Raw genomic sequence first — 20,169 nt, forward strand, 5'->3', positions numbered from 1 at the left:
CCTTGAACCGCATTCCGCCGCCGCTCAAGAGCCCAAGATGGTGAGTTCTAAGGTCCGCTTCCCAAGCCGTCGAAGGAGAGCAACGGGCCCAACACGGCCGTACGTTTTTCTCCGAAGCCGTCATTCAAGAACGTATAGATGCGGTTTAAGCCAAAACCATACTGCTGCGCCCACGGCCAGCCACAGGACCGCGACGAGGAGTGCGCCGGCCCTGCTGCTTGGCTTCGAGCCCTTCGTCTGCATCCACTCGTCTGCTTGGCTGCGACATTCCGCGAGGACTTCAGGCGGCAGCAGCCTGATGGTCAGCCAGATTAAGACGGGAAGTAGCAGAACGTCATCGACGTAGCCCAGCACGGGGATAAAGTCTGGAATCAGGTCAATGGGACTCAGCGCATAGGCCACCACAAAAACACCCAACGCCTTCGCGTACCAAGGCGTTCGAGGATTTTTGCCTGCAAACCAAAGCGTCATGCCGTCGCGTTTGATTCGCTTGGCCCAAGTCTTCAAGTTGTCGCTGATTCGCATGGGCGCAAGCATGCCAGGGTCACGTGGCCGAACTCTGCCCGCGGCTTCGAAGGACTGCTGATCGCCGATAGTACCCGTCCGCGCACACCCTATCGAACGACAGCGACGAGCCTGAAGCGGGGGCGGAGCCTGATCTCAAACGACCGTTCTTGGTACTGACGTCCACAATTGGCAAAGCCTCATCCAAAACCCATCCAGCCGCGTACACGTACCTACGGCGCACACTCCGAAGTGCCCCCAACGAGGAACCCGCACATGCCGCAGGACATCGCATTCGCCATCCGCTGGGTCGAAAAGGGCCTGGTGCCCGACACCGTCGTCCGCCAGGGCATCCGCCGCCTGTTGAAAGACCGGCTCGCCGAACTGCACGCCGGCAACGCCCTGGCCGTGGCCGATCTGACGCAAGACTTCGTCGCCCGTATGGCCGCTGAGAACCTGGCACCCCTGCCCGAGAAAGCCAACGAACAGCACTACGAAGTCCCCGCCGCCTTCTTCGCTGAGGTGCTGGGCAATCACCGCAAGTACAGCAGCTGCTACTGGCCCGAGGGCACCCGCACGCTGGAAGATGCCGAGTCCGCCGCGCTGGCCGCCACCTGCGAACGGGCCAGCCTGGGCAACGGGCAAGACGTGCTGGAGCTGGGCTGTGGCTGGGGTTCACTCACGCTGTGGATGGCCGAGCGCTATCCGGGCAGCCGGATCACGGCGCTGTCGAATTCGAATTCGCAGCGCGAGTACATCGAGACGCAGGCGGCGCAGCGGGGGCTGGGCAACGTGCGCGTGCTGACGCGCGACATCAACGTCTTCGACACCGACGAACGATTCGACCGGGTGGTGTCCGTCGAGATGTTCGAGCACCTGCGCAACTGGCCGCAGGCGTTTGCCAACGTGGCGCGCTGGCTCAAGCCCGGGGGGCGCTTCTTCATGCATGTGTTTGCCCATCGTGAGGCGCCGTACCCTTTCGAGGTGCGCGACCCGAGCGATTGGATGAGCAAGTACTTTTTCTCCGGCGGCATGATGCCCAGCGACGATCTGGCGCTGCACTGCCAGGACGACTTGCGGCTGCTGCGCCGCTGGCGGTGGGAGGGCAGTCATTACCAGCGCACGGCCGAGGCCTGGTTGCGCAACATGGACGATCGCCGCGACGCGCTGCGTCCGCTGTTCCAGGCCACGTACGGCGCCGAGGCCAATGTGTGGTGGACGCGCTGGCGGCTGTTCTTCATGTCGGTGGCGGAGCTGTTCGGCTTCGACCATGGGCAGCGCTGGTGGGTGAGCCACTATCTGTTCGAGCGCAGGGCATGAGCGGCGTGGCAGAGGTAGCGCTGGCGGGCCTGGCATGGACCGTATCGCTGGCGCTGCTGACGTGGGTGGTGAGCCTCGTGCGCCACGACGCCAGCCTAGTCGATCGCATGTGGCCGGTCTTCATCGTGGGCGCGGGCCTCGTGTATTTCGCGCTGCTGCCGGTGCAGACGGTGCGCGGGTTGTGGATGGCCGTGCTCGGCGCGGCGTGGGCGGTGCGGCTGTGTCTGTACATCACCTGGCGCAACTGGGGTCATGGCGAGGACCGGCGCTATCAGGCGATTCGCGCGCGCAACCAGCCGAACTTCGGCTTCAGGAGCCTGTATCTCGTGTTCGCCTTGCAGGCGGTGCTGGCGTGGATCGTCTCCGCGCCTTTTCTGCCGGGCATGTTGGCGGCACGACCGCTGGGCGTGCTCGATGTGTTGGGCGCGGCGCTGGCGCTGTTCGGCATCTTCTTCGAGGCCATCGGCGATGCGCAGATGGCGCGCTTCAGGTCCGACCCGAAGAATGCGGGCCAGGTAATGGACCGCGGCCTGTGGCGCTACACGCGGCACCCTAACTACTTCGGTGAGGCCTGCGTCTGGTGGGGCATCTGGCTGATGGCCATGGGCGGGGCAGGGTGGAGCGGCGCGTGGAGCGTGGTGTCGCCGCTGCTCATGACGTGGCTGCTGCTCAAGGTCTCGGGCGTGCGCATGCTCGAGGCCGACATCGGCGAGCGTCGCCCCGCATACCGCGAGTACATCGCGCGCACCAATGCCTTTGTTCCGGGGCCGGTGCGGCGGTGGCACTATCCGGATCAGTGAAGCCCTCGTTCAAAAGTCTGCTGATGCGCATCGTCCTCTGGAGCACGGCAATCGTCGTGCTGGTCGTCCTCGTGGGCGTGGTGTACGAGCAGGTCGGCCGCTACCGCGCGGTGCGCGACTTTCCCGCGCCGGGGAAGATGGTCGACATCGGCGGGCGAAAAATCCAGCTGGATTGCCGGGGCTCGGGCTCGCCCACTGTCGTGTTCGAGGCGGGGCTGAGCGTCGACGGTTCGTTGAGCTGGTCGGCCGTGCAGTCGAAGGTCGCGGCACACACGCGTGCGTGCTCGTACAGCCGTGCGGGCTTGATGTGGAGCGACGCTTCGGATGCGCCCTATAGCGCCAGGCAGGTGGCGCAAGACCTTCACGAGGCCCTGACCCGTGCGGGCGAGCACGGCCCCTTCGTGCTGGTCGGCCAGTCGCTGGGCGGTCTTTATGCGACGAGCTTCACGAAGTACTTCGGCGCCGAGGTGGCGGGGCTGGTTCTTGTCGACCCATCGCATCCGGACCAGGTCGCGCGTGTCGCGGCTTTCATGACGGAGACGCGGTCGTTGCGGTCTCGCATCGCCGTGTGGCTTGCGTGGTCCGGCCTGTTGCGCGCGGCGGCCCCCTCGCTCTTGCCGCAGGCTCCGAACCAGACGGCGCGCGATGCGCAGGCGGTTCACGCCTTTGCGCCGAAGTCGATGGTCACGCAGCTGGCGGAGAGCGATGCGACCGATGCGTCGCTCGCCGAGGCCGGTGCCTTCCGGAACTTGGGCAGCCGCCCGCTGGTGGTGCTCACCGCGATGGCGCCTTACACCGAAGCGGAACTCCGGGGAATGAAGATCACGCCCGAGCAGGGCAAGCAGGTGCAGGCCATCTGGGAGAAGCTGCACGAGGACATGGCGACATGGTCCTCGCGCAGCACGCACCGGCTGTTGCCGAACGCCGGGCACGACATCCAGTTCGACGACCCGGCTGCGGTGATCGACGCGGTGCTGTCAGTCGTCGAAACGGTCCGTGCGGACCGCGACAACGGGTCGCACTGACGCCGCGCCTCACCAGCGGATCTTCACGCCCACGCTGCCGTTGACTCCGCTCTTCGTGCGCGTCGCGCCACCCGAGTCCCACAGCTTGCCGAGTTCCGCATACACGCTGGTGCTCGGCGTCAGCTGCAGCGTGGCGCCCACCGCTAGCTCGGTGCTCGTGCCGCCTGTGCGGGTGGCGATGTCGGTGTACGCGGCCGGGCCGATGAAGCGGCTGACGTCGGTGCCGCTGCTGCTGCGGTAGACATTGGCCCGCACATAGGGCTGCAGCAGGCCGGCGGATGTAGCGATCTCGCCCTTGACCCGCACGCCCGCGCGCGCCAGCCAGCCGTTGTGGCTGTCTTGTTGCACCAGGGCGCCCGTGATGCTGCCGTCGTCGAGGTTCACGCGCTGGTGCACCAACTGCAACTGGGGCTCGATGGTCCAGCCCGGGGCGATGTTGAAGGCCTGGCCGACCTCGATGGAGGCCAGCAGGCTGCTGCCCTTGCCGGAGCTGCCGAAGCCCAGCGTGGGCGACACGGTGTAGCGGTGGCGCCCGGCCTGCAGCACGCCGTCGACGTACAGGCCGCTGTCGTTCTTCCAGGTGGCGTAGGCGCCCAGGTACTGGCTGCGCAGGTCGTTGGAGCCGGCTGCGTAGTTCACGATGCCGCGCGCGAAGCCGGTCACGCTCATGTCGCCGTCGAGCTGGCCGACGTAGACGCCGGCGCGCCAGTTGGCATCGGCCCACAGGTCGGTGCCGGCCTGGAAGCCCGTGAGGCGCCCCTTGCTGGTGGGGCTGACGGTGCCGCTCTGGCTGATGGTGCGGTCGGTGCTGATGATGCGGGCCCAGGCCTGGCGGTAGCCCTGGTCTGGCGTGGCGGTGTTGGCGCCGGTCGGGCCGTCGTCGCCGACGCGCTGATGCATGTTGCCGAGCATCGCCAGGTTGGACTGGCGGAACTGCTCGGGCAGCGCGGCGTAGAGCGGCACTTCGGTGCGGTAGGTGGGCACGGTCACGCCGCCGCCGCTTCCGCCACCACTGGCCGGTGGAACGACGGTGGCAGTGGAGCGCAAGTACCAGTTCTCGCCCGCGCCACTTGCGTCGGCGGCGTACAGCCGGTACTCGTAGGCGCCGGCATCGACGTGGCCGCCCGCCAGGGCGAAGGCGCTCTTCGTGGTCTGTGCGGTGGTCGTCGCTCCGTTCAGCGCGCTGACGACTTCGATGCCGCTGCCGCTGGTCAGCGCGCCCAGGCCTCCGAGGTTGGTGATCTGCACGTTGGTCGTGCCGCTGGCAATGGCGGTGCTGCCGCTGAGGATCAGCCGGTCGCTTGCGCTGCTGCTGTCGCCCAGCGCCGTGCCAAGGCGCAGCGTGCCGCCGCTGCCCACCCACGGACCGGTCACCGTGAGGGTGGTGCCGGGCACGGTGCCCACCAGCGAGACGGTGCCGCCGTTGGTCATCGACGCGATGGTCTGGCTCCGGCCGGCCAGGTCGAGCGTGGCGCCCGATGCGACCGTGAACGCGCTGGCGCTGCTGAGTGCGTTGGCCGCACCGGCGCGCAAGGTGCCGGCGGCGACGTTGGTGGCGCCGGTGTAGATGTTGGCGCCGGCCAGGGTCAGGGTGCCTGCACCGCTCTTCACCAGGTCGCCGGCGCCCGAGATCGGGCCCGACCAGCCCATGTCGTGGCCGTTGGTGTTGATGGTGCCCGTGCCGCCCAGCAGCAGGGCATTGCTCATGCTCAGGCCATCGGCGCCGGCAATCACGCTGGCGGTGGCGCCGCTGTCGATGGCAACCGCGCCGGTCAGCGCGGCGCCGGCGTTCAGGGTCAGGCTGTTGCTGCCGCCGGTGAATTCCACGGCCGACGCACGGGTGAGGCCGTCGCCGGCCAGCCCGCCCGAGATGGCGCCGCTGTTGGCAATGGTGAGGTTGGCGCCCATCACGCCAACGCCGCCCACACCGTTGGCGCCGCTCGCGCCTCCGTTGCTGTTGGCGCCACCGGTGCTGCCGGCCCCGCCGGTGATGGTGCCGCTGTTGGTGATCGTTGCGCTGACGCCCGTGGCCAACAGGCCGATGCCGCCGTCGCCGCCGGCCCCCGGCGCACCGGTGCCGCCCGCGCCGCCGCCACCGGCTCCGCCTGCACCCCCTGCGCCACCAGTGACCGTGCCGGTGTTGGTCACCGACACCGCGCTGCCGGCCAGCGTGATGCCGTTGCCGCCGGCCCCGCCGCCGCCGCCCGATGCGTTGCTGCGCGCCGGCAGCAGTTCTGCCCCGCCGGTGCCGCCCGCACCGCCAGCGATGGTGCCGCTGTTGGTGAAGGTGAGCCCCGCCGTCGTGGCATTCAGGAAGAACCCGCCGCCGCCGCTGCCGCCGCCGCCGGCTTGCGAGAAGGCATTGCCGCCATTGCCGCCCGCGCCGCCCGTGGAACTGCCGGAGGCCGTGTAGTTGCCGGTGGGCCCGATGAGGATGGAGCCGAAGCCGCCCGCGCCGCCGCCGCCGGCAGCCCAATAACCGTTGCCGCCCAGGCCTCCGGTGCCGCCGGTGTAGCTGTTGGAAGAGGAGGTAACGGCGCTGCCGATCGACGAGCCCTGGAATCCGCCGCCACCGCCGCCGCCGTACCCGTTGCCGTTGGCTGCGTCGCCGGTCTGCGATTGGCCCGCGCCGCCGTTGTCTCCCTGCAGCACGCCGGGGCTGACGACGTTGCTGGTCGTGCCCGCCGCGCCGCCCGTGCCCGCGGTGGCACCGGCGAAGGAGCCGATGTTGGCCGTGGAGCCCGCCGTAACGCCGGCATCGGTCGACGATCCGCCGGCTCCGCCGTTCGCACCCACCGTGGTGTCGTTGAGCCCGCCGCTGCCACCGCTGCCGTTGCTGCCGCCCGCGCCGGCGTGCAGCGAAGGGTCGCCGACGGGCTGGCCGCCCGCGCCGCCGGCCGCCATCGCCGGCCCGGCGCCCAGGAGCAGCACCGCGACGGCGACGGCCCCCAGTTCGCCTAGTCTGGCCGATCGCGCGTGGCCGCGAGATGTCTCAGGAGCGGCTACCCAAGTGCCGAGCGTTGGATTCCAGAGGGTGCGAAAAATCTTGTTCATGGCTTCAATTTGTTCGTTTGTTGTTACCTGACAGGCAGGCTCCCGTGCGCAGGTGCGCTCTCTCTTGCGTCTGCGCGTTCCGTCGTTTTCCATTTACAAGTCAAAAATGTAAGTACGCGTACACGCTGGCGATATGCCTGAAAGCGGGTACCCCCTGAGGGAGTGATTGGCGAGGAACGGGAGCACCAGGCCCGTCCCGAGGCTGCGTACTGAGGCCTACGGCACTACAGGCGCAGCGCCGTCTGACGCAGGTCTACCCTGAACTGCGTCTGAAAGTAACCAATGATTCGTGGCGGATACAAAGATCCGCCCGCAAGGCGAGCTAAGCGCCCGGCCTTTGGGAGATCGCCAGGCGCGCGGCCAGGCCGGCCAGCACCGAGCCCATCGCATAGCGCTGCACGGCCAGCCAATGCGGGTTGTGCTCGAACCATCCGGCAATGCGGGAGGCAGACATCGCCATGGTCAGCAGCACGACAAAGCTGATCGCGATCTGCGTGGCGCCGAGCATCAGGCTCTGCGCGAACAAGGAGCCGTGCTCCGGCGAAATGAACTGCGGGAACAGCGAGAGATAGAAGAACGCGACCTTCGGATTCAGCAGGTTCGTCAGCAACCCCATGACGAAGAGCTTGCGGGGCGAGTCATGCGGCAGCTGCCGCCCCTGGAACGGCGAGCGCGCGCCGGGCCGAACAGCCTGCCAGGCCAGGTACGCCAGGTACACAGCGCCCGCCCACTTCAGCAGCTCATACGCCAGCGGCACGGTCAGGAACAGCGCCGACAAGCCCAGTGCAGCCGCCATCATGTGCGCGATGAATCCGGCGAGCACGCCGAGCAGCGAAACAAAACCGGCCTGTCGGCCCTGGCAGATCGACCGCGAGATCAGATACACCATGTTGGGCCCGGGCGTGATGGCCAGCAGAACCACGGCACCGGCAAAGATCGCCAGATCGGTCAGGGGGACCATGGCAGCCTCCGTGCGGAAGACGACGTGACGATGCGCAGCACTGCGGCGCTTGCGCCATCGCTCTGCACCACGACCGGTCCGTTGTGATGCAGCAGCAGCGATTCGCCGCTGGCGACGAAGTGGTCGTCGAGGTCGCCGGGTTCGGTGAGCCACACGCGGCCGCTCGTCACTTCGAGGCGTGCGCCGGCGCGGTGGCGCAGCGTGCGCGCCTCGCCGATGGGTAGCGTCATGAGAGACGGGGCGGATGCGCCGTGGCGTGTTCCGGGCGATGGGGTGTGAGTGAGTGTGTTCATGGACTCGACAGTAAAGATCGGGCCCCAAGTCGCACAGCCACAGGCATTCGCCATCTGGAGTGGTACAGACTGGGCGCAGCCGCATCTGTGCCAGTCGCGGCGGCCGTCATCTGTACCTGTCGGGCCGCGCTGGTGCGGTACAGAATGCGGCCATGCCCGAGCACGACCAAGCCGAGGTGCTGTACCTGCAGATCGCCGAATCGATCGCCATGCCGATCCGCGCCGGCACGCTCGCGCGGGGCGAGCGCATTCCGTCGGTGCGCGAACTGGCGCGGCATCACAGCGTGTCGCTGGGCACGGTGGTGCAGGCCTATCGCATGCTGGAGGATTCGCGCCTGATCGTCGCGCGGCCGCGCTCGGGCTACTTCGTCGCGGCCCGCCCGCCGAGGCCGCCCGAGCCAGAAACCTCGAACCCGCCTGCGGACTCGATGGCAGTGGACGTCAGTTCGCTCGCAGCGCGCGTGATGCAGCTCGCGCACGACCCGGGCTACGTTTCCTTCGGCGCCGCATGCCCGAGCGCCGACCTGTTTGCCGAAGAGCGCGTGCGCCGCGCAACCAGCCGCGCCATGCAGCGCCATCGCGCAACGCTCACCCAATACATCGTCGGCTCCGGCGATGAGAGCCTGCGCCGCGCGATTGCGCGCCATGCGCTGCGCATGGGCTGCCAGCTCGACGCGCGCGACATCGTCGTGACGAACAGCTGCCTCGAATCGATCACGCTCTGCCTGCGCGCGGTAACGCAGCCCGGCGACGTGGTCGCGCTCGAATCGCCGACGCTCTTCAGCTTTCTCGAAATCCTCGAAGACCTGCACCTGCGTGCGCTGGAAATTCCGACGCATCCGCGCACCGGGCTCTCGCTTGACGCGCTGCAGCTGGCCTTCGAAACGCAGCCGGTGAAAGCCGTGCTCGCCGTACCCACGCTCTCGAACCCGATGGGCGCGAGCATGCCGCCGGCCGACCGGCGCCGCCTCGCGCAGATGGTTGCCGAACGCGGTATCCCGCTGATCGAGGACGTCACCTACAACGACCTTGCCGAGCAGGACGAGCAGCGTCGTGCCGTGCGCTCCTTCGACACCACGGGGCACGTGATGCTGTGCTCCTCGTTCTCCAAGACGGTCGCACCCGGGCTGCGATTAGGCTGGGTCGATGCCGGGCGCTGGGGTACGAAGGTCGCGCGCATGAAGCAGGTGACCAGCGGCAGCCAGTCGGCGATGCTGCAGCGTGCAATGGCCGACCTGCTGATGCAGCCGGGCATCGAGGCCAACTACCGCCAGATGCGCTCGACCATCGCGGCGCGCGTCGATGAAGTGCGGGGGCTCATCGCACAGCACTTTCCGAAGGGCACGCGCGTCACCGATCCTCCGGGCGGGTTCATCCTGTGGGTCGAACTGCCGCACGGCACCGATTCGCTCGCGCTGTTCCAGGCCTGTCTTGCCGAGGGCATCGTCATTGCTCCAGGCACGATGTTCAGCGCCACGAACCACTTTCGCCACTGCATCCGGCTGGGGCTCGCCGGCCGCTGGGACGACGCCCATCGCCATGCACTGCGGCGTGTGGGCGCGTTGGCGGAGGCCATGTCAACGCCGCGCTGAACGGCCGGTGCGTTTCTTCTGGCCGTGCCCGAGGCTTTGGAGGTACGCGCAGAACATGTCGGCCATGGCGTCTGCATAGGCTTCGATCTCCGCGTCGGTTCGCGGGCTTTCCGAGAACTGCTTTCCCACCGCGCTGAATGTCGTCGTGATCAGGTCGCCGGCCAACGCGCGCGTGGCTTCGGAGGCATCGGGCAGGGCCTCCTGCATGAAGGCCTGCACGGTGCGGTCTCCGGCGGCCCTGGCCTCATGCGCCTCGGGTGCGTCCCGGTAGAGCGGGGCGGCGTCGCTGAGCGCCACGCGCATTCCGGCTTCTTCGCACTCCGAGCGGATGAAGGCGTGCACCAGCATGCGCAGCCGCTCCAGCGGCGGCCTTTGTGCGTCTTCGAGGATGCCGCACAGCATCTCCGTCGTCTGCCGCCATTCGTCGCTCTGCAGGCGAAAGAGGATCGACGCCTTGTTCGGAAAGTACTGATACACCGACCCGACACTGACGCCGGCCCTCTCGGCCACTCGCGTGGTGGTGAAGCGGTTTGCGCCTTCCTTCGCCAAAACCTGAAGGGCGGCTTCGAGGATCGTGGCGACGAGCCCGGTCGAGCGGGCCTGCTTTGGCTGTCTTCTAGAGGAGATTTGTGAGCTTCGGCGTTCGGTCATCGGTGGGGCTCGCAACGCGAATAGAAAATGTGAATGTTCCTTCATATTATGAGCACTCGTTCACTCCAACACGAAGACCCCTGTGACAACCCTGACCACCACACCGCTCGAGCCCTTGCTGGAGCGCCTGTTCGAAGAGGCCGCCGCCGCGTCGTCTGCAATGAGCTCCGCGGTCGCTGATCTCTCCAGCGAAGAGCGCACGCGCCTGATGCGCAGCAAGACCGACTACCTCGACTTCTACGCAAAGCTGAAGGACGTTCCGCTCCCCGTCTCGCGCGAGACGGGCGCGCTGCTCTACATGCTGGCGCGCAACAGCGGCGCGCGAACCGTCGTCGAGTTCGGCACCTCGTTCGGCATCTCGACCCTGCACCTCGCCGCGGCCCTTCGGGACAACGGTGGCGGCCGCCTCATCACCACCGAGTTCGAGCCGTCCAAGGTGGCGAGGGCTCGCCAGAACCTGGCGGCCGGCGGCCTCGACGACCTGGTCGAAATCCGCGAGGGAGACGCGCTGCAGACGCTGAGCGCTGACCTCCCGGAATCGATCGACCTGCTGCTGCTCGACGGTGCCAAGGCGCTCTATCCCGAGATCCTGGAGCTGGTTGAAAGCCGCCTCCGGCCGGGCGCTTTCATCGTCGCCGACAACGCCGACTACAGCCCCGACTACCTGGCGCACGTGCGCTCGCCTGAAGCGGGCTACATGTCCACGCCGTTCGGCGGAGATGTCGAGCTGTCGATGCGGCTCGGCTGACAACAACACCAGCGCGGACACTGCGTCCGCCGTGCCAGTCGCACTGGCCGTAAGCGTCTGACGTCAAGCAACGCACTCAACGATCCTCGTCGATCGGAGTGCGTTTGCCTGCGCGCTTCCGTCGATGGGGAACAGCCTGGACAACACCATGACTTCTCAATCGACGCAGTCGACAACAACATCGACGCGCCACGCGGCGCAGGGCCGCCTTCTGCTGCTGACGGCCATCCTCTTCATTTCCTATCTTTGCGTCGGCATGTCATTGCCCATCGTGCCGATCTTCGTGACCGGGCGGCTGGGGCTCGGCAATGTGTGGGCCGGGCTCGGCGTCGGCATCGCCTTTCTTGCGACTGTCGTCAGCCGGGCGCATGCCGGCAGCCTTTCGGACCGTCGCGGGGCCAAGGTCGCGGTGGCGCGCGGGCTGGCTTTCTATGTGGGCGGGGCGGTGGTCTCGCTGATTGCGGGGCTGTCGTTCCTGGCGCCGTGGACGGCCTTTCTTGTCCTCATCGCTGGCCGGCTGCTCATCGGGCTTGGCGAGAGCCTTGTCGCGGTCGGCGTGATCGGCTGGGGCATCGGCCTCGTCGGCCCCGCCCGTTCGGGGCAGGTGCTGGCATTGGTTGGCGCCGCCATCTACGGCGCTCTGGCAGTTGGCGGGCCCATCGGCCTGGCATTGCTCGACCGGTTCGGATTTGCCGGCGCGATGGGCGTCAGTGCGATCCTGCCCTGCCTCGGGCTGCTGACCGTCTGGCGCATCGCAGGCGTTGCCGCGCACCCTGGCACAGAGCGCCCGCCGTTCTGGCGCGTGATCGGCAGGATCTGGCCGCACGGTTCCATCGTCTGCCTCCAGGGCATCGGCTTCGCCGCGATCGGGGCGTTCTTCACGCTCCATTTTCTGGATCAGCACTGGCGCTATGCCGGGCTGGGCCTGACAGCCTTCGGCAGCGGATTCGTTCTGGTCCGCGTGCTCTTCGGCCATCTGCCGGACCGCGTGGGCGGCCTGCCCGTGGCGATCGGATCGCTCGCCGTCGAGACGCTCGGTCAGGTCCTGATCTGGAGTGCGACCGATCCGGTGCTTGCCCTTGTCGGCGCGTTTCTCACAGGGCTCGGCTGCTCGATGATCTTTCCGGCCATGGGGCGCGAAGTCGTGCGCCTTGTGGAGCCGCATCTGCGCGGCACAGCGCTGGGCGGGTTCTCGGCATTCCAGGACATCGCCTACGGCCTGACGGGTCCCGTGGCCGGGCTTCTGGCCGACCGGGCGGGTTACAGCGGCGTCTTCCTCATCGGCGCAGGTGCTGCGGCGGCGGGTCTTGTGATTGCGATCAGTCTCCGCCAGGTGCAGAGAGTTGCTCCAGGTTGATTTCGCAGGCCGCCTTCAAAGCGGCCGCGACCTTCTCCGGCTCCAGGCGCAATTCCGCGATGTCGCGCTCCCCGACGCAAAGGCCGTCGAGCCGCACGTAGATGCGTGAGAAGTCGCCACCGAGCGCCCGCGCCACGTCGCTCAGGCAGTCGGCAAGCGTGGCGAAGCCGCCGTCGCGGTACGAACTGGGCGGTATCACGCCCTTGGACCGCGGCGCGCGAACGGAATACGCGTACGCCGCCGCTTCCTTTCGGAGCTCCACCACGGGCTGCAGGCAGCGTTGAACTTCCCCGGTCTTTTTCATGAACTCAGTTTAGATGCGGCGCTGCGCCCCATCCAGCTAGCGCGTGCGCTGCTTTGCAACGAATTCCGGCGTCACCGTGCCCTGCTTGTTGCCGAACTGCGCGATGACGTAGTTGGCGAGCGCCGCAACTTCTGTGTCGGTGTAGGCCTTGCCGAACGCCGGCATGTAGACCTCCTTGTCATGCACGTGCATCCGCACGCCCTGCAGGATCATCTGCGTGACGTTGGAGCCGTCAGGGTCGTTCACGCCGCGTGTTCCAAGCAGCGACGCGTTGGCGGTCTGCTGGCCTTGTCCGTTCCACTGGTGGCAGCTCGCGCATGCCGCCGCGAAGAGCCTCAGGCCTTGCTCGTGGCCTTCGGCCGTGTTGGCGGCAGGCGCCGCCGCGCTCGCGGCCACGGCCCATGGCGCCTTTGCGTCGACCTCGATCGGGTCTTTGCCGGCCTTGGCAGGCACCGTGCGCAGATAGCTCACCAGCGCCGAGGCGTCCTCCGGCTTCAGGTACTGCAGGCTGTGCTCCACCGCCTCGCCCATGGGGCCAGAGGCCGAGCCGCGGCCATCGGCGTGCCCGGTCGTCAGGTACGAGGCAATCTCTGCATCGCTCCACGCGCCGATGCCGTTCTTCGCATCCGACGTGATGTTGTAGGCGCGCCAGCCCTGGATCGATTCGCCCGCGAGGTTGTTGCCCGCATCCATCGCGAAGGCGAAGTTGCGCGGCGTGTGGCATTCCGCGCAGTGGCCCAGCGCCGTGGCGAGGTACTTGCCCTGGTTCCACGCAAGCGGTTTCGACGCGTCGGCCTCGAAACGGCTGCTCTTGAAGAAGGCCGCGTTCCAGAAGCCCATGGCCCAGCGCTGGTTGAACGGGAAGCCCAGGTCGGCCTCCTTGTTCGGCTGGTTCACCTTGGGCAGGCTGAAGATGTAAGCCTTGATCGCGAGCACGTCGTTGCGGCTCAGCGTGGTGTACGAGGTGTACGGGAACGCCGGGTACAGGCGTTTGCCGTCGGCGCGCACACCGTCGTGCAGCGCGCGCACGAAGTCGTCGTCGCTCCATTTGCCGATGCCCGTTTCCGGGTCGGCGGTGATGTTCGACGAGTAGATCGTGCCGAAGGGCAGCACGAAGGGCAGGCCGCCTGCAAAGGGCTGCCCCTTGCCGCCGGGCACCGTGTGGCAAGCGATGCAGTCGGCGGCCTTGGTGAGGTATTCGCCGCGCACGAGCAACGCCGCGTCGCTGGGTGCGCCGGCCAGCACGGGCGCCTCGCCCTCGGACTTGTCGGTGCGGTTCAAAAAGAAATACAGCGCCGCCCCAACGACGAAAACTGCCACCAGAAGTTTGAGAAGCCGCTTCATGCTGCGCTCCTTTCGCCGAGCCCGGTGGGCCCGCTGGGTTCGGCACTGGCGATCTTTTTCTTCAGCGCTTCCTTGTCCTGCGCCAGCAGCGCGCGGTTCACCGGCAGCTCGCGCAGGCGCACGCCCGTTGCCGCGAAGATCGCGTTGGCCAGCGCCGGTGCGGCAATGGCGGTGCCGACTTCGCCGAGCCCGCCGGGGGCCTCGCCGCTCTTGAGGGTGTGCACCTCTATCGGCGGTGCCTCGTTGATGCGCAGCATCCGGTAGTCGTGGAAGTTGCTCTGCTCGATGGCGCCGTCGCGCACCGTGATTTCGCTGAACAGCGCCGAGCTCAGCCCGAACAGCAGCCCGCCCTGGATCTGCGCCTCGATGGAGCTCGCGTTCACCGCAATGCCGCAGTCGAGCCCGACCACCGCGCGCCGCATGCGCACTTCGCCCTGCGGCGTGACTTCGGCCTCGACGATGGCGCACACGCGGCTGCCGAAGGCATCGCCCACGGCCACGCCGCGCCCGACGCGCGCCGGCAACGTGCCCTGGCCCCAGCCGATCTTGCTTGCCGCCAGGTCGAGCACCGCGAGCGTGCGCGGGTTCTTCTTCAGCATGGCGCGCCGGTAGGCCACCGGGTCTTTCTTCGCGCGGTGCGCCAGCTCGTCGATGAAGCTTTCCATGACGAAGAGGTTGTGCGTCGGCCCCACGCCGCGCCACCAGCCGACGTTCAGGCCGGCCGGCATGTCGTGCCGTACCCATTCGACCTTGAGGTTCGGCAGGTCGTAGCAAGGCTCGGCAACGCATTCGATCAGGTCGCCGTCCATGCCGTCCTTGCCCATGAAGGCGGGAGCCCAGCGGCCCAGCACCGTGCCGCCCGAGATACGGTCGCCGAACCAGAGGATCTGGCCCTCGCCGTCGACCACGGCCGAGATGTCGTCGTGGTACATCGGCCGCACGATGTCGTGGCGGATGTCTTCCTCGCGCGTCCACACCACCTTGAGCGGGTAGGGCACCTGCTTGGCGAAGGCCACGGCCTGCTCGACCGAATCGGTCTCCAGCCGTCGGCCGAAGCCGCCGCCCAGGTACTGGTTGTGCACCACGACCTTGTCTTCGGCCAGGCCGGTGATCTTGGCGGCGGCGCTCACGCAGCGCGTGGGCACCTGCGTACCAACCCAGATCTCGCACTGGTCGGGCCGCACGTGCACCGTGGTGTTGAGCGGCTCCATGGTCGCGTGGGCCAGCATCGGAAGGTCGTAGGTGGCCTGCACCAGCGTGCCCTCGGGCCGCTTGCCGGCTTCCTTGCCGATGATGGCCTTGTCTTTCGCCAGCGCGTTGGCCAGCGCCGCACGCAACTGCTGCGTGGTGAGCGTGGCGTTCTGCCCCGGCGTCCACTGGATCTTCAATGCATCGAGGCCCCGCTTCGCGGCCCAGAAATGCTCGCCCACCACTGCGACCGCGTCCTTGATGCGCAGCACGTCGATCACGCCGGGAATCGCCCGCGCTGCCTTGTCGTCCACAGAGGCCAGCACGCCGCCGAGCGTGGGGCTGGCCTTGACCGTCGCCACCTTCATGCCCGGCAGGCGCACGTCGATGCCGAATTGGGTGGTGCCGTTGACCTTGCCGGCCGAGTCGACGCGCCGCAGCGGCTGGCCGATCAGCTTGAAATCCTTCGGCTCCTTCAGCGTCACCTTTTCCGGCATCGGCAGCTTGGCGGCGGCGCTGGCAAGCGCGCCGAAGCCGAGCTGCCGGCTGGATGCCGCATGGCTCACCACGCCGCGCGCGACCGTGCAGCTCGCAGCGTCGACCTTCCACTGCGCGGCGGCGGCACTCACCAGCAGCGTGCGCGCCACGGCGCCAGCTTCGCGCAGCACGCCATAGGTGCCGCGCGTGCTGGTCGAGCCGCCGGTAATCTGCCCGCCGAGCAGCGGCATGCCGTAGAGCGCCTCGTTCGGCGGCGAATGCTCCACGCGCACCTGGTCGAGCTCGACGCCCAGCTCCTCGGCCAGCAGCATCGCCGAGCCGGTGTAGATCGCCTGGCCCATCTCGGCCATCGGCATCACGAGGCGCACGCCGCCGTCGGCATCGATGCGGATGAAGGCATTCGGCGCGAATGCCGGGTTGCCGTCGGCGAGCGCGGCGGCCGCGTCGGCCGGCTGCTGCCTGGGGCTGATTGCGGCGAAGGCCTTGCTGCCTCCGACCCAGGTGAAAGCCAGCGCAAGGCCGCCGGCCTGCAGGGCGGCGCGCCTGCTGATGCCACCGATGCCGGCGGCCTTCACGATGCGCTCCTTGCCGGCATCGCGACCACCGACTGCAGCACCTCGGCCTTGCCGGTGGCGGCCTGCTTGATGGCCGCACGAATGCGCGAGTAGGTACAGCATCGACAGACGTTGCCCGACATGGCCAGGTCGATGTCGGCGTCGCTCGGGTTGGGCGTGCGCTGTATCAGCGCTGCTGCCGACATGATCTGGCCGGACTGGCAGTAGCCGCACTGCACCACGTCGACATCGAGCCAGGCCTTCTGGATGCTCTTGCCCGCAGGCGTCTGCGAGACGGCTTCGATGGTGGTGACGGCTTTCTTGCCGATGGAGCCGACCGGCAGCACGCATGAGCGCACGGGCTGGCCGTCGAGGTGCACGGTGCAGGCGCCGCACTGCGCGATGCCGCAGCCGAACTTGGTGCCGGTCAGGCCGACGATGTCGCGCAATGCCCAGAGCAGGGGCATGTCCTCGGGCGCGTTGAGGGCAACGGACTGGCCGTTGATGTTGAGATCGATCATGGGCCCCGCCTTTTTTCTGGTTCGCCGTGGGTGGCAGCGCGAACCATAGCGCGACTTCGGAAAGTGCGCTTGGCGGGGAGGGCAACGCTCAACCGGGTTACCCGGATTTCATCGACGGGCGCCTATCGAAAGCACCCGAAGGTATTCATCGCCGCGCAGGATCGTCAGGCGGGCACCTTCTGCGCGGGTGCCTGCAGCGGCGGCGTGCCGGTCTTGAACAGGCTTGCCAGCTGCGTGCGCAATTCCGGCGTGTCGGCATGGCCGTGGACGGCCACGGCGTGCTGCACGGCAGCATCGAGCAGTTCGCTCTCGGAGTCGGCAGATAGCGCGACGCTGCAGTTCGTCGTGCTCGGATACTCGCGGCAGTCGATGTATTGGCGTGACATGGTGGCTCCTGGAATGTCCTTACGGACGTGCTTCGAAGATCAGGTTGAACGGGGTCTCGCTGGCGCGGCGGAAGTGCGAGAAGCCGCCTTGGGTGACCACCTCGCGAAGGCGCGCTTCGCCGGCCTGCGCACCCAGGCAGAGGCCCACTTCCTGCGAGCGCGAGGCAGGCGTGCAGATGAAGCTCGAGGCCGAATAGAACACGCGCCCCACGGGGTTGATGTTGTCCTCCAGCCGGTCGTTGGCAAAGGGCTCGACGATCATCCAGGTGCCCTGCGGCTTGAGGCTTCGCCGCACGTGCGCCGCCGCGCCGACGGGATCGCCCATGTCGTGCAGGCAGTCGAAGACCGCGACGAGGTCGTAGTTTTCTCCGGGGAAATCCTTGGCGCTCGCGACCTCGAAGCGCAGGCGCTTTTCATCGTCGACACCGGCCTTGCGTGCCGTTTCGCGGGCACGTTCGATCGAAGGCGCGTGATAGTCGAAGCCGACGAAGCTGGACTCGGGATAGGCCTGCGCCATCAGCAGCGTCGATGCACCGTGCCCGCAGCCCACGTCCGCCACGCGCGCGCCGCGCTTCAGCAGGGGCTCGACGCCCTCGAGCGCCGGGATCCACTGGCTCACCAGGTTGGCCGCGTAGCCGGGCCGGAAGAAGCGCTCGGTGCCATGGAAGAGGGCCACATCATGCTCGTGCCAGCCGATGCCCAGGCCCGTGCGCATGGCCTGGACCATCTTGGGAATGATCTTGAACTGCGCCACCGCGATCTGGAAGGCGCCGGGCACGAAGGCCGGGCTGCCTTCCTCGGCGAGCGCGAAGGCCTGTTCCTCGGTCAGCGAGAACAGCTCGCCCTTAGGGTCGTACTCGACGTAGCCGCTGGCGGCCTGGGCCGAGAGCCATTCGCGCAGGTAGCGCGGATCGGTCTCGGTGCGGCGGGCCAGTGCCTCCGCGGTGGAGGGGCCTTCGGCCAGCGCCTTGTACAGGCCGAGCTGGTCGCCGACGACGATGGTTGCCGCGTGCATCACGGCGCCGATGTCGTGGACGAAGTTACCCATGAACGCGTTAAGCCGTGTTTCGTCGATAGCCATGTGTATCTCCTTCGCCGGTGGGCGGCCCGCGCGCCCCCCGCCTGCCTATACTGTTCGCGGCAAAGGGCCTGCAAGCATCCTGCGTCTCGATGCGTGCAGGCGCCATACGCAGCAATGCGTATGCACCGTGAAAGGGGCATGCCATGACGAACCTGACGCGCAACAATCGCGCGAGCGCACTTCGCCTGCTGGAACAACTGGAGTCCGGGCATTCGCCCGTGCGGCATCACGGCGCCGGCAACGATGGCTTGCGCGCAATCCACCGCATCGCGACAAAGTCGCCGGGCCGGCGCGAATTCCGCCGCGCTGCGCTGCAGGCCGACTACTACCGGCGCGCGGGGTTGGAGCACGCGGTGGCGGTTGCCTTCCTGTACCGGCTGGCCTGCCGCGCCGAGGCGCCGTTGCCCGAAGCACCGGCTGCCGGCCTCACGCCCCGCGAGGGCGACGTCATGCACTGGCTCTCGCGCGGAAAGACCGACGCCGAGATCGCCGCCTTGCTGGAGATAAGCCCACGCACCGTGCACAAGCACCTGGAGCATGTGTACGTGAAGCTGGGCGTCGAGACGCGCACGGCGGCCGTGATGCGCGCGCTCGGCATGGACAGGAGCCCATAGGGAAGGAGCAGCCGGGGCCGGCCGGCCCTCGCCGTCAGCGCGAGGCCACCGCCACCGGCGCATCGGCCGGCGAGGCAGACCGCCCGATCATCCACGCGCACACCGCCGACACCACGCCCGCGAACAGCACGTACAAGCAGATCTGCCACGGCTCGCCGCCGCCAGACTTCAGCAGCGCGGTCGCGATGATCGGCGTGATGCCCGAGGCGAAGATGCCCGAGAACTGGTAGACGAAGCTGATGCCCGTGTAGCGCACCTTGGCGTCGAACAGGTCGCAGAACAAAGCAGCCTCTGGCCCGTACACAGATGCATACAGGATGCCGAAGGGCACGATGATCGACAGCCAGATGAGCATCACGTTGCCGCCGCTGTGCGTCATGAGCCAGAAGCCCGGGAACGCCGACACCGCAGTAATGAGCGAACCCCACATGTACACCCGGGGCCGCCCCAGCCGGTCGGACATGCGTCCGAAGAAGGGAATGGCAAAGCACATCACCACAGCTGCGGCCATCACGCCCAGCAGCGCTTCGGTGCGGCTGATCTTGATGGTGGTCGTGAGGTAGTTGATGGAGAACACGCCGAAGATGTTGAAGAACACGCCGTCGATGTAGCGCGCGCCCATGCCCTTCAGAACATTGCCCGGGTAGCGCCGGATCATGTCCATGAACGGAATGCGCAGCTCGGCGTTGCGCGCCTTCACGGCCGCGAACTCGGGCGTTTCCTTCACGTGCAGGCGGATGTACATGCCCACCATCACCATCGCGCCGGAGATGAGAAAGGCGATGCGCCAGCCCCAGGCCAGGAACTGCTCGTCGGTGAGCAGCGACGACAGCAGCGCCACCACGCCCGAGGCCAGGCACAGGCCGATGGCCAGCCCGATCTGCGGCAGCGAGGCATAGAAGCCGCGCTTTTCCTTCGGTGCGTATTCGTACGCCATCAGCACCGCGCCACCCCATTCGCCGCCCAGGCCGATGCCCTGTGCCACGCGAAGCAGCAACAACAGCAAGGGCGCCGCGATGCCGATCTGTGCGTACGTGGGCACCAGCCCGATCAGGAAGGTGGCCACGCCCATGATCATCAGCGTGATGATGAGCATGCTCTTGCGGCCGATCTTGTCGCCGAAGTGGCCGAAGATCACGCCGCCCAGCGGCCTCGTGACAAAGCCCACCGCGAAGGTCGTGTACGCCAGCAAGGTCGACACCACCGGGTCGCTGCCCGGAAAGTAGAGCTTGTTGAACACGATGCCGGCCACTACGCCGTACAGGAAGAAGTCGTACCACTCGATGGTGGCGCCCACCAGGGCAGAGACCACCACCCTGCGAATCGCTTTCTCGTCGCTTGCGCTCATGTCGTTGTCTCCGATGAGGTTGTCGT

At 67.6% G+C, this 20,169-nt stretch carries 19 protein-coding genes; 7 read left to right on the forward strand and 12 right to left on the reverse strand.

Annotation, left to right across the window (positions count from 1 at the left end; translation table 11 throughout):
* Positions 1–120 precede the first annotated feature (120 nt).
* A complete protein-coding gene (locus AC07O3_RS33410; protein WP_495341408.1) occupies positions 121–525 on the reverse strand; it encodes a YkvA family protein in 405 nt (134 codons plus the stop codon).
* Between the two features lie 255 nt (positions 526–780).
* On the opposite strand from AC07O3_RS33410, the gene AC07O3_RS33415 reads away from it, so the two are divergent.
* The 3 genes from AC07O3_RS33415 to AC07O3_RS33425 are packed head-to-tail and all read left to right on the forward strand — an operon-like array spanning position 781 to position 3,649.
* Complete coding sequence (locus AC07O3_RS33415; RefSeq protein ID WP_495341409.1) at positions 781–1,824, forward strand: SAM-dependent methyltransferase; 1,044 nt, start codon at positions 781–783, stop codon at positions 1,822–1,824.
* Positions 1,821–2,624, forward strand: coding sequence for a DUF1295 domain-containing protein (locus AC07O3_RS33420; RefSeq protein WP_495341410.1), 804 nt, complete (start codon positions 1,821–1,823; stop codon positions 2,622–2,624). The genes AC07O3_RS33415 and AC07O3_RS33420 overlap by 4 nt, the downstream gene beginning before the upstream one ends.
* A gap of 23 nt (positions 2,625–2,647) precedes the next feature.
* Positions 2,648–3,649 carry an alpha/beta fold hydrolase gene (locus AC07O3_RS33425; protein ID WP_495341411.1) on the forward strand — a complete coding sequence of 334 codons (1,002 nt, stop codon included), beginning with the start codon at positions 2,648–2,650 and terminating at the stop codon, positions 3,647–3,649.
* A 9-nt stretch (positions 3,650–3,658) separates the two neighbouring features.
* On the opposite strand, the gene AC07O3_RS33430 is transcribed toward AC07O3_RS33425, so the two are convergent.
* The 3 genes from AC07O3_RS33430 to AC07O3_RS33440 all read right to left on the reverse strand — a co-directional run bounded on the left by AC07O3_RS33430 (position 3,659) and on the right by AC07O3_RS33440 (position 7,894).
* Complete coding sequence (locus tag AC07O3_RS33430; RefSeq protein ID WP_495341412.1) at positions 3,659–6,703, reverse strand: autotransporter outer membrane beta-barrel domain-containing protein; 3,045 nt, start codon at positions 6,701–6,703, stop codon at positions 3,659–3,661.
* A gap of 322 nt (positions 6,704–7,025) precedes the next feature.
* Positions 7,026–7,664, reverse strand: coding sequence for a LysE family translocator (locus AC07O3_RS33435; RefSeq protein ID WP_495341413.1), 639 nt, complete (start codon positions 7,662–7,664; stop codon positions 7,026–7,028).
* The gene (locus tag AC07O3_RS33440; protein WP_177142499.1) at positions 7,652–7,894 is read right to left on the reverse strand and encodes a DUF2917 domain-containing protein; all 243 of its coding nucleotides are present in this window, start codon (positions 7,892–7,894) and stop codon (positions 7,652–7,654) included. The genes AC07O3_RS33435 and AC07O3_RS33440 overlap by 13 nt, the downstream gene beginning before the upstream one ends.
* A gap of 215 nt (positions 7,895–8,109) precedes the next feature.
* Here AC07O3_RS33440 and AC07O3_RS33445 point away from each other — a divergent pair, with 215 nt between their 5' ends.
* Entirely contained in the window at positions 8,110–9,549 is a 1,440-nt protein-coding gene (locus tag AC07O3_RS33445; RefSeq protein ID WP_495341414.1) for an aminotransferase-like domain-containing protein, read from the forward strand.
* Here AC07O3_RS33445 and AC07O3_RS33450 read toward each other — a convergent pair.
* The gene (locus AC07O3_RS33450; RefSeq protein WP_495341415.1) at positions 9,535–10,245 is read right to left on the reverse strand and encodes a TetR/AcrR family transcriptional regulator; all 711 of its coding nucleotides are present in this window, start codon (positions 10,243–10,245) and stop codon (positions 9,535–9,537) included. The genes AC07O3_RS33445 and AC07O3_RS33450 overlap by 15 nt on opposite strands.
* 37 nt (positions 10,246–10,282) lie before the next feature.
* Here AC07O3_RS33450 and AC07O3_RS33455 point away from each other — a divergent pair, with 37 nt between their 5' ends.
* Positions 10,283–10,948, forward strand: a complete 666-nt coding sequence (locus AC07O3_RS33455) for an O-methyltransferase (RefSeq protein WP_495341416.1) — start codon at positions 10,283–10,285, stop codon at positions 10,946–10,948.
* A gap of 148 nt (positions 10,949–11,096) precedes the next feature.
* Positions 11,097–12,305, forward strand: coding sequence for an MFS transporter (locus tag AC07O3_RS33460; RefSeq protein WP_495341417.1), 1,209 nt, complete (start codon positions 11,097–11,099; stop codon positions 12,303–12,305).
* Here the strand turns inward: AC07O3_RS33460 and AC07O3_RS33465 are convergent.
* The 6 genes from AC07O3_RS33465 to AC07O3_RS33490 form a co-directional block, all read right to left on the reverse strand.
* Entirely contained in the window at positions 12,268–12,609 is a 342-nt protein-coding gene (locus AC07O3_RS33465) for a hypothetical protein (protein WP_093059460.1), read from the reverse strand. The genes AC07O3_RS33460 and AC07O3_RS33465 overlap by 38 nt on opposite strands.
* Positions 12,610–12,645: 36 nt before the next feature.
* Positions 12,646–13,953 (reverse strand): c-type cytochrome, encoded by a 1,308-nt coding sequence (locus AC07O3_RS33470; RefSeq protein ID WP_307614886.1) that lies wholly within the window; start codon positions 13,951–13,953, stop codon positions 12,646–12,648.
* The gene (locus tag AC07O3_RS33475) at positions 13,950–16,316 is read right to left on the reverse strand and encodes a xanthine dehydrogenase family protein molybdopterin-binding subunit (protein WP_495341418.1); all 2,367 of its coding nucleotides are present in this window, start codon (positions 16,314–16,316) and stop codon (positions 13,950–13,952) included. The genes AC07O3_RS33470 and AC07O3_RS33475 overlap by 4 nt, the downstream gene beginning before the upstream one ends.
* On the reverse strand, positions 16,211–16,714 hold the full coding sequence (locus tag AC07O3_RS33480; RefSeq protein WP_093059465.1) for a (2Fe-2S)-binding protein: 504 nt from the start codon (positions 16,712–16,714) through the stop codon (positions 16,211–16,213). The genes AC07O3_RS33475 and AC07O3_RS33480 overlap by 106 nt, the downstream gene beginning before the upstream one ends.
* Before the next feature lie 164 nt (positions 16,715–16,878).
* The gene (locus tag AC07O3_RS33485) at positions 16,879–17,100 is read right to left on the reverse strand and encodes a DUF1059 domain-containing protein (RefSeq protein ID WP_093059467.1); all 222 of its coding nucleotides are present in this window, start codon (positions 17,098–17,100) and stop codon (positions 16,879–16,881) included.
* 19 nt (positions 17,101–17,119) lie between these two features.
* On the reverse strand, positions 17,120–18,181 hold the full coding sequence (locus AC07O3_RS33490; RefSeq protein WP_097198584.1) for a class I SAM-dependent methyltransferase: 1,062 nt from the start codon (positions 18,179–18,181) through the stop codon (positions 17,120–17,122).
* Positions 18,182–18,324: 143 nt separating this feature from the next.
* Between AC07O3_RS33490 and AC07O3_RS33495 the strand changes: the two genes are divergently transcribed.
* Positions 18,325–18,795 carry a helix-turn-helix transcriptional regulator gene (locus tag AC07O3_RS33495; protein ID WP_093082070.1) on the forward strand — a complete coding sequence of 157 codons (471 nt, stop codon included), beginning with the start codon at positions 18,325–18,327 and terminating at the stop codon, positions 18,793–18,795.
* Between the two features lie 34 nt (positions 18,796–18,829).
* On the opposite strand, the gene AC07O3_RS33500 is transcribed toward AC07O3_RS33495, so the two are convergent.
* Positions 18,830–20,143 (reverse strand): MFS transporter, encoded by a 1,314-nt coding sequence (locus AC07O3_RS33500; RefSeq protein WP_093059473.1) that lies wholly within the window; start codon positions 20,141–20,143, stop codon positions 18,830–18,832.
* Positions 20,144–20,169 lie beyond the last annotated feature (26 nt).

It is taken from the genome of Variovorax sp. GW821-FHT09D05 (assembly GCF_059416325.1).

What these genes read in the sequence shown, in the direction of transcription:
- AC07O3_RS33475 (WP_495341418.1), bottom strand. Translation starts at nt 16,316, where the DNA reads ATGCTGTACCTACTCGCGCATTCGTGCGGCCATCAAGCAGGCCGCCAC.
- AC07O3_RS33445 (WP_495341414.1), top strand. Translation starts at nt 8,110, where the DNA reads ATGCCCGAGCACGACCAAGCCGAGGTGCTGTACCTGCAGATCGCCGAA.
- AC07O3_RS33440 (WP_177142499.1), bottom strand. Translation starts at nt 7,894, where the DNA reads ATGACGCTACCCATCGGCGAGGCGCGCACGCTGCGCCACCGCGCCGGC.
- AC07O3_RS33485 (WP_093059467.1), bottom strand. Translation starts at nt 17,100, where the DNA reads ATGTCACGCCAATACATCGACTGCCGCGAGTATCCGAGCACGACGAAC.
- AC07O3_RS33410 (WP_495341408.1), bottom strand. Translation starts at nt 525, where the DNA reads ATGCGAATCAGCGACAACTTGAAGACTTGGGCCAAGCGAATCAAACGC.
- AC07O3_RS33415 (WP_495341409.1), top strand. Translation starts at nt 781, where the DNA reads ATGCCGCAGGACATCGCATTCGCCATCCGCTGGGTCGAAAAGGGCCTG.
- AC07O3_RS33495 (WP_093082070.1), top strand. Translation starts at nt 18,325, where the DNA reads ATGACGAACCTGACGCGCAACAATCGCGCGAGCGCACTTCGCCTGCTG.
- AC07O3_RS33490 (WP_097198584.1), bottom strand. Translation starts at nt 18,181, where the DNA reads ATGGCTATCGACGAAACACGGCTTAACGCGTTCATGGGTAACTTCGTC.
- AC07O3_RS33435 (WP_495341413.1), bottom strand. Translation starts at nt 7,664, where the DNA reads ATGGTCCCCCTGACCGATCTGGCGATCTTTGCCGGTGCCGTGGTTCTG.
- AC07O3_RS33430 (WP_495341412.1), bottom strand. Translation starts at nt 6,703, where the DNA reads ATGAACAAGATTTTTCGCACCCTCTGGAATCCAACGCTCGGCACTTGG.
- AC07O3_RS33450 (WP_495341415.1), bottom strand. Translation starts at nt 10,245, where the DNA reads ATGAAGGAACATTCACATTTTCTATTCGCGTTGCGAGCCCCACCGATG.
- AC07O3_RS33420 (WP_495341410.1), top strand. Translation starts at nt 1,821, where the DNA reads ATGAGCGGCGTGGCAGAGGTAGCGCTGGCGGGCCTGGCATGGACCGTA.
- AC07O3_RS33500 (WP_093059473.1), bottom strand. Translation starts at nt 20,143, where the DNA reads ATGAGCGCAAGCGACGAGAAAGCGATTCGCAGGGTGGTGGTCTCTGCC.
- AC07O3_RS33480 (WP_093059465.1), bottom strand. Translation starts at nt 16,714, where the DNA reads ATGATCGATCTCAACATCAACGGCCAGTCCGTTGCCCTCAACGCGCCC.
- AC07O3_RS33465 (WP_093059460.1), bottom strand. Translation starts at nt 12,609, where the DNA reads ATGAAAAAGACCGGGGAAGTTCAACGCTGCCTGCAGCCCGTGGTGGAG.
- AC07O3_RS33460 (WP_495341417.1), top strand. Translation starts at nt 11,097, where the DNA reads ATGACTTCTCAATCGACGCAGTCGACAACAACATCGACGCGCCACGCG.
- AC07O3_RS33470 (WP_307614886.1), bottom strand. Translation starts at nt 13,953, where the DNA reads ATGAAGCGGCTTCTCAAACTTCTGGTGGCAGTTTTCGTCGTTGGGGCG.
- AC07O3_RS33425 (WP_495341411.1), top strand. Translation starts at nt 2,648, where the DNA reads ATGCGCATCGTCCTCTGGAGCACGGCAATCGTCGTGCTGGTCGTCCTC.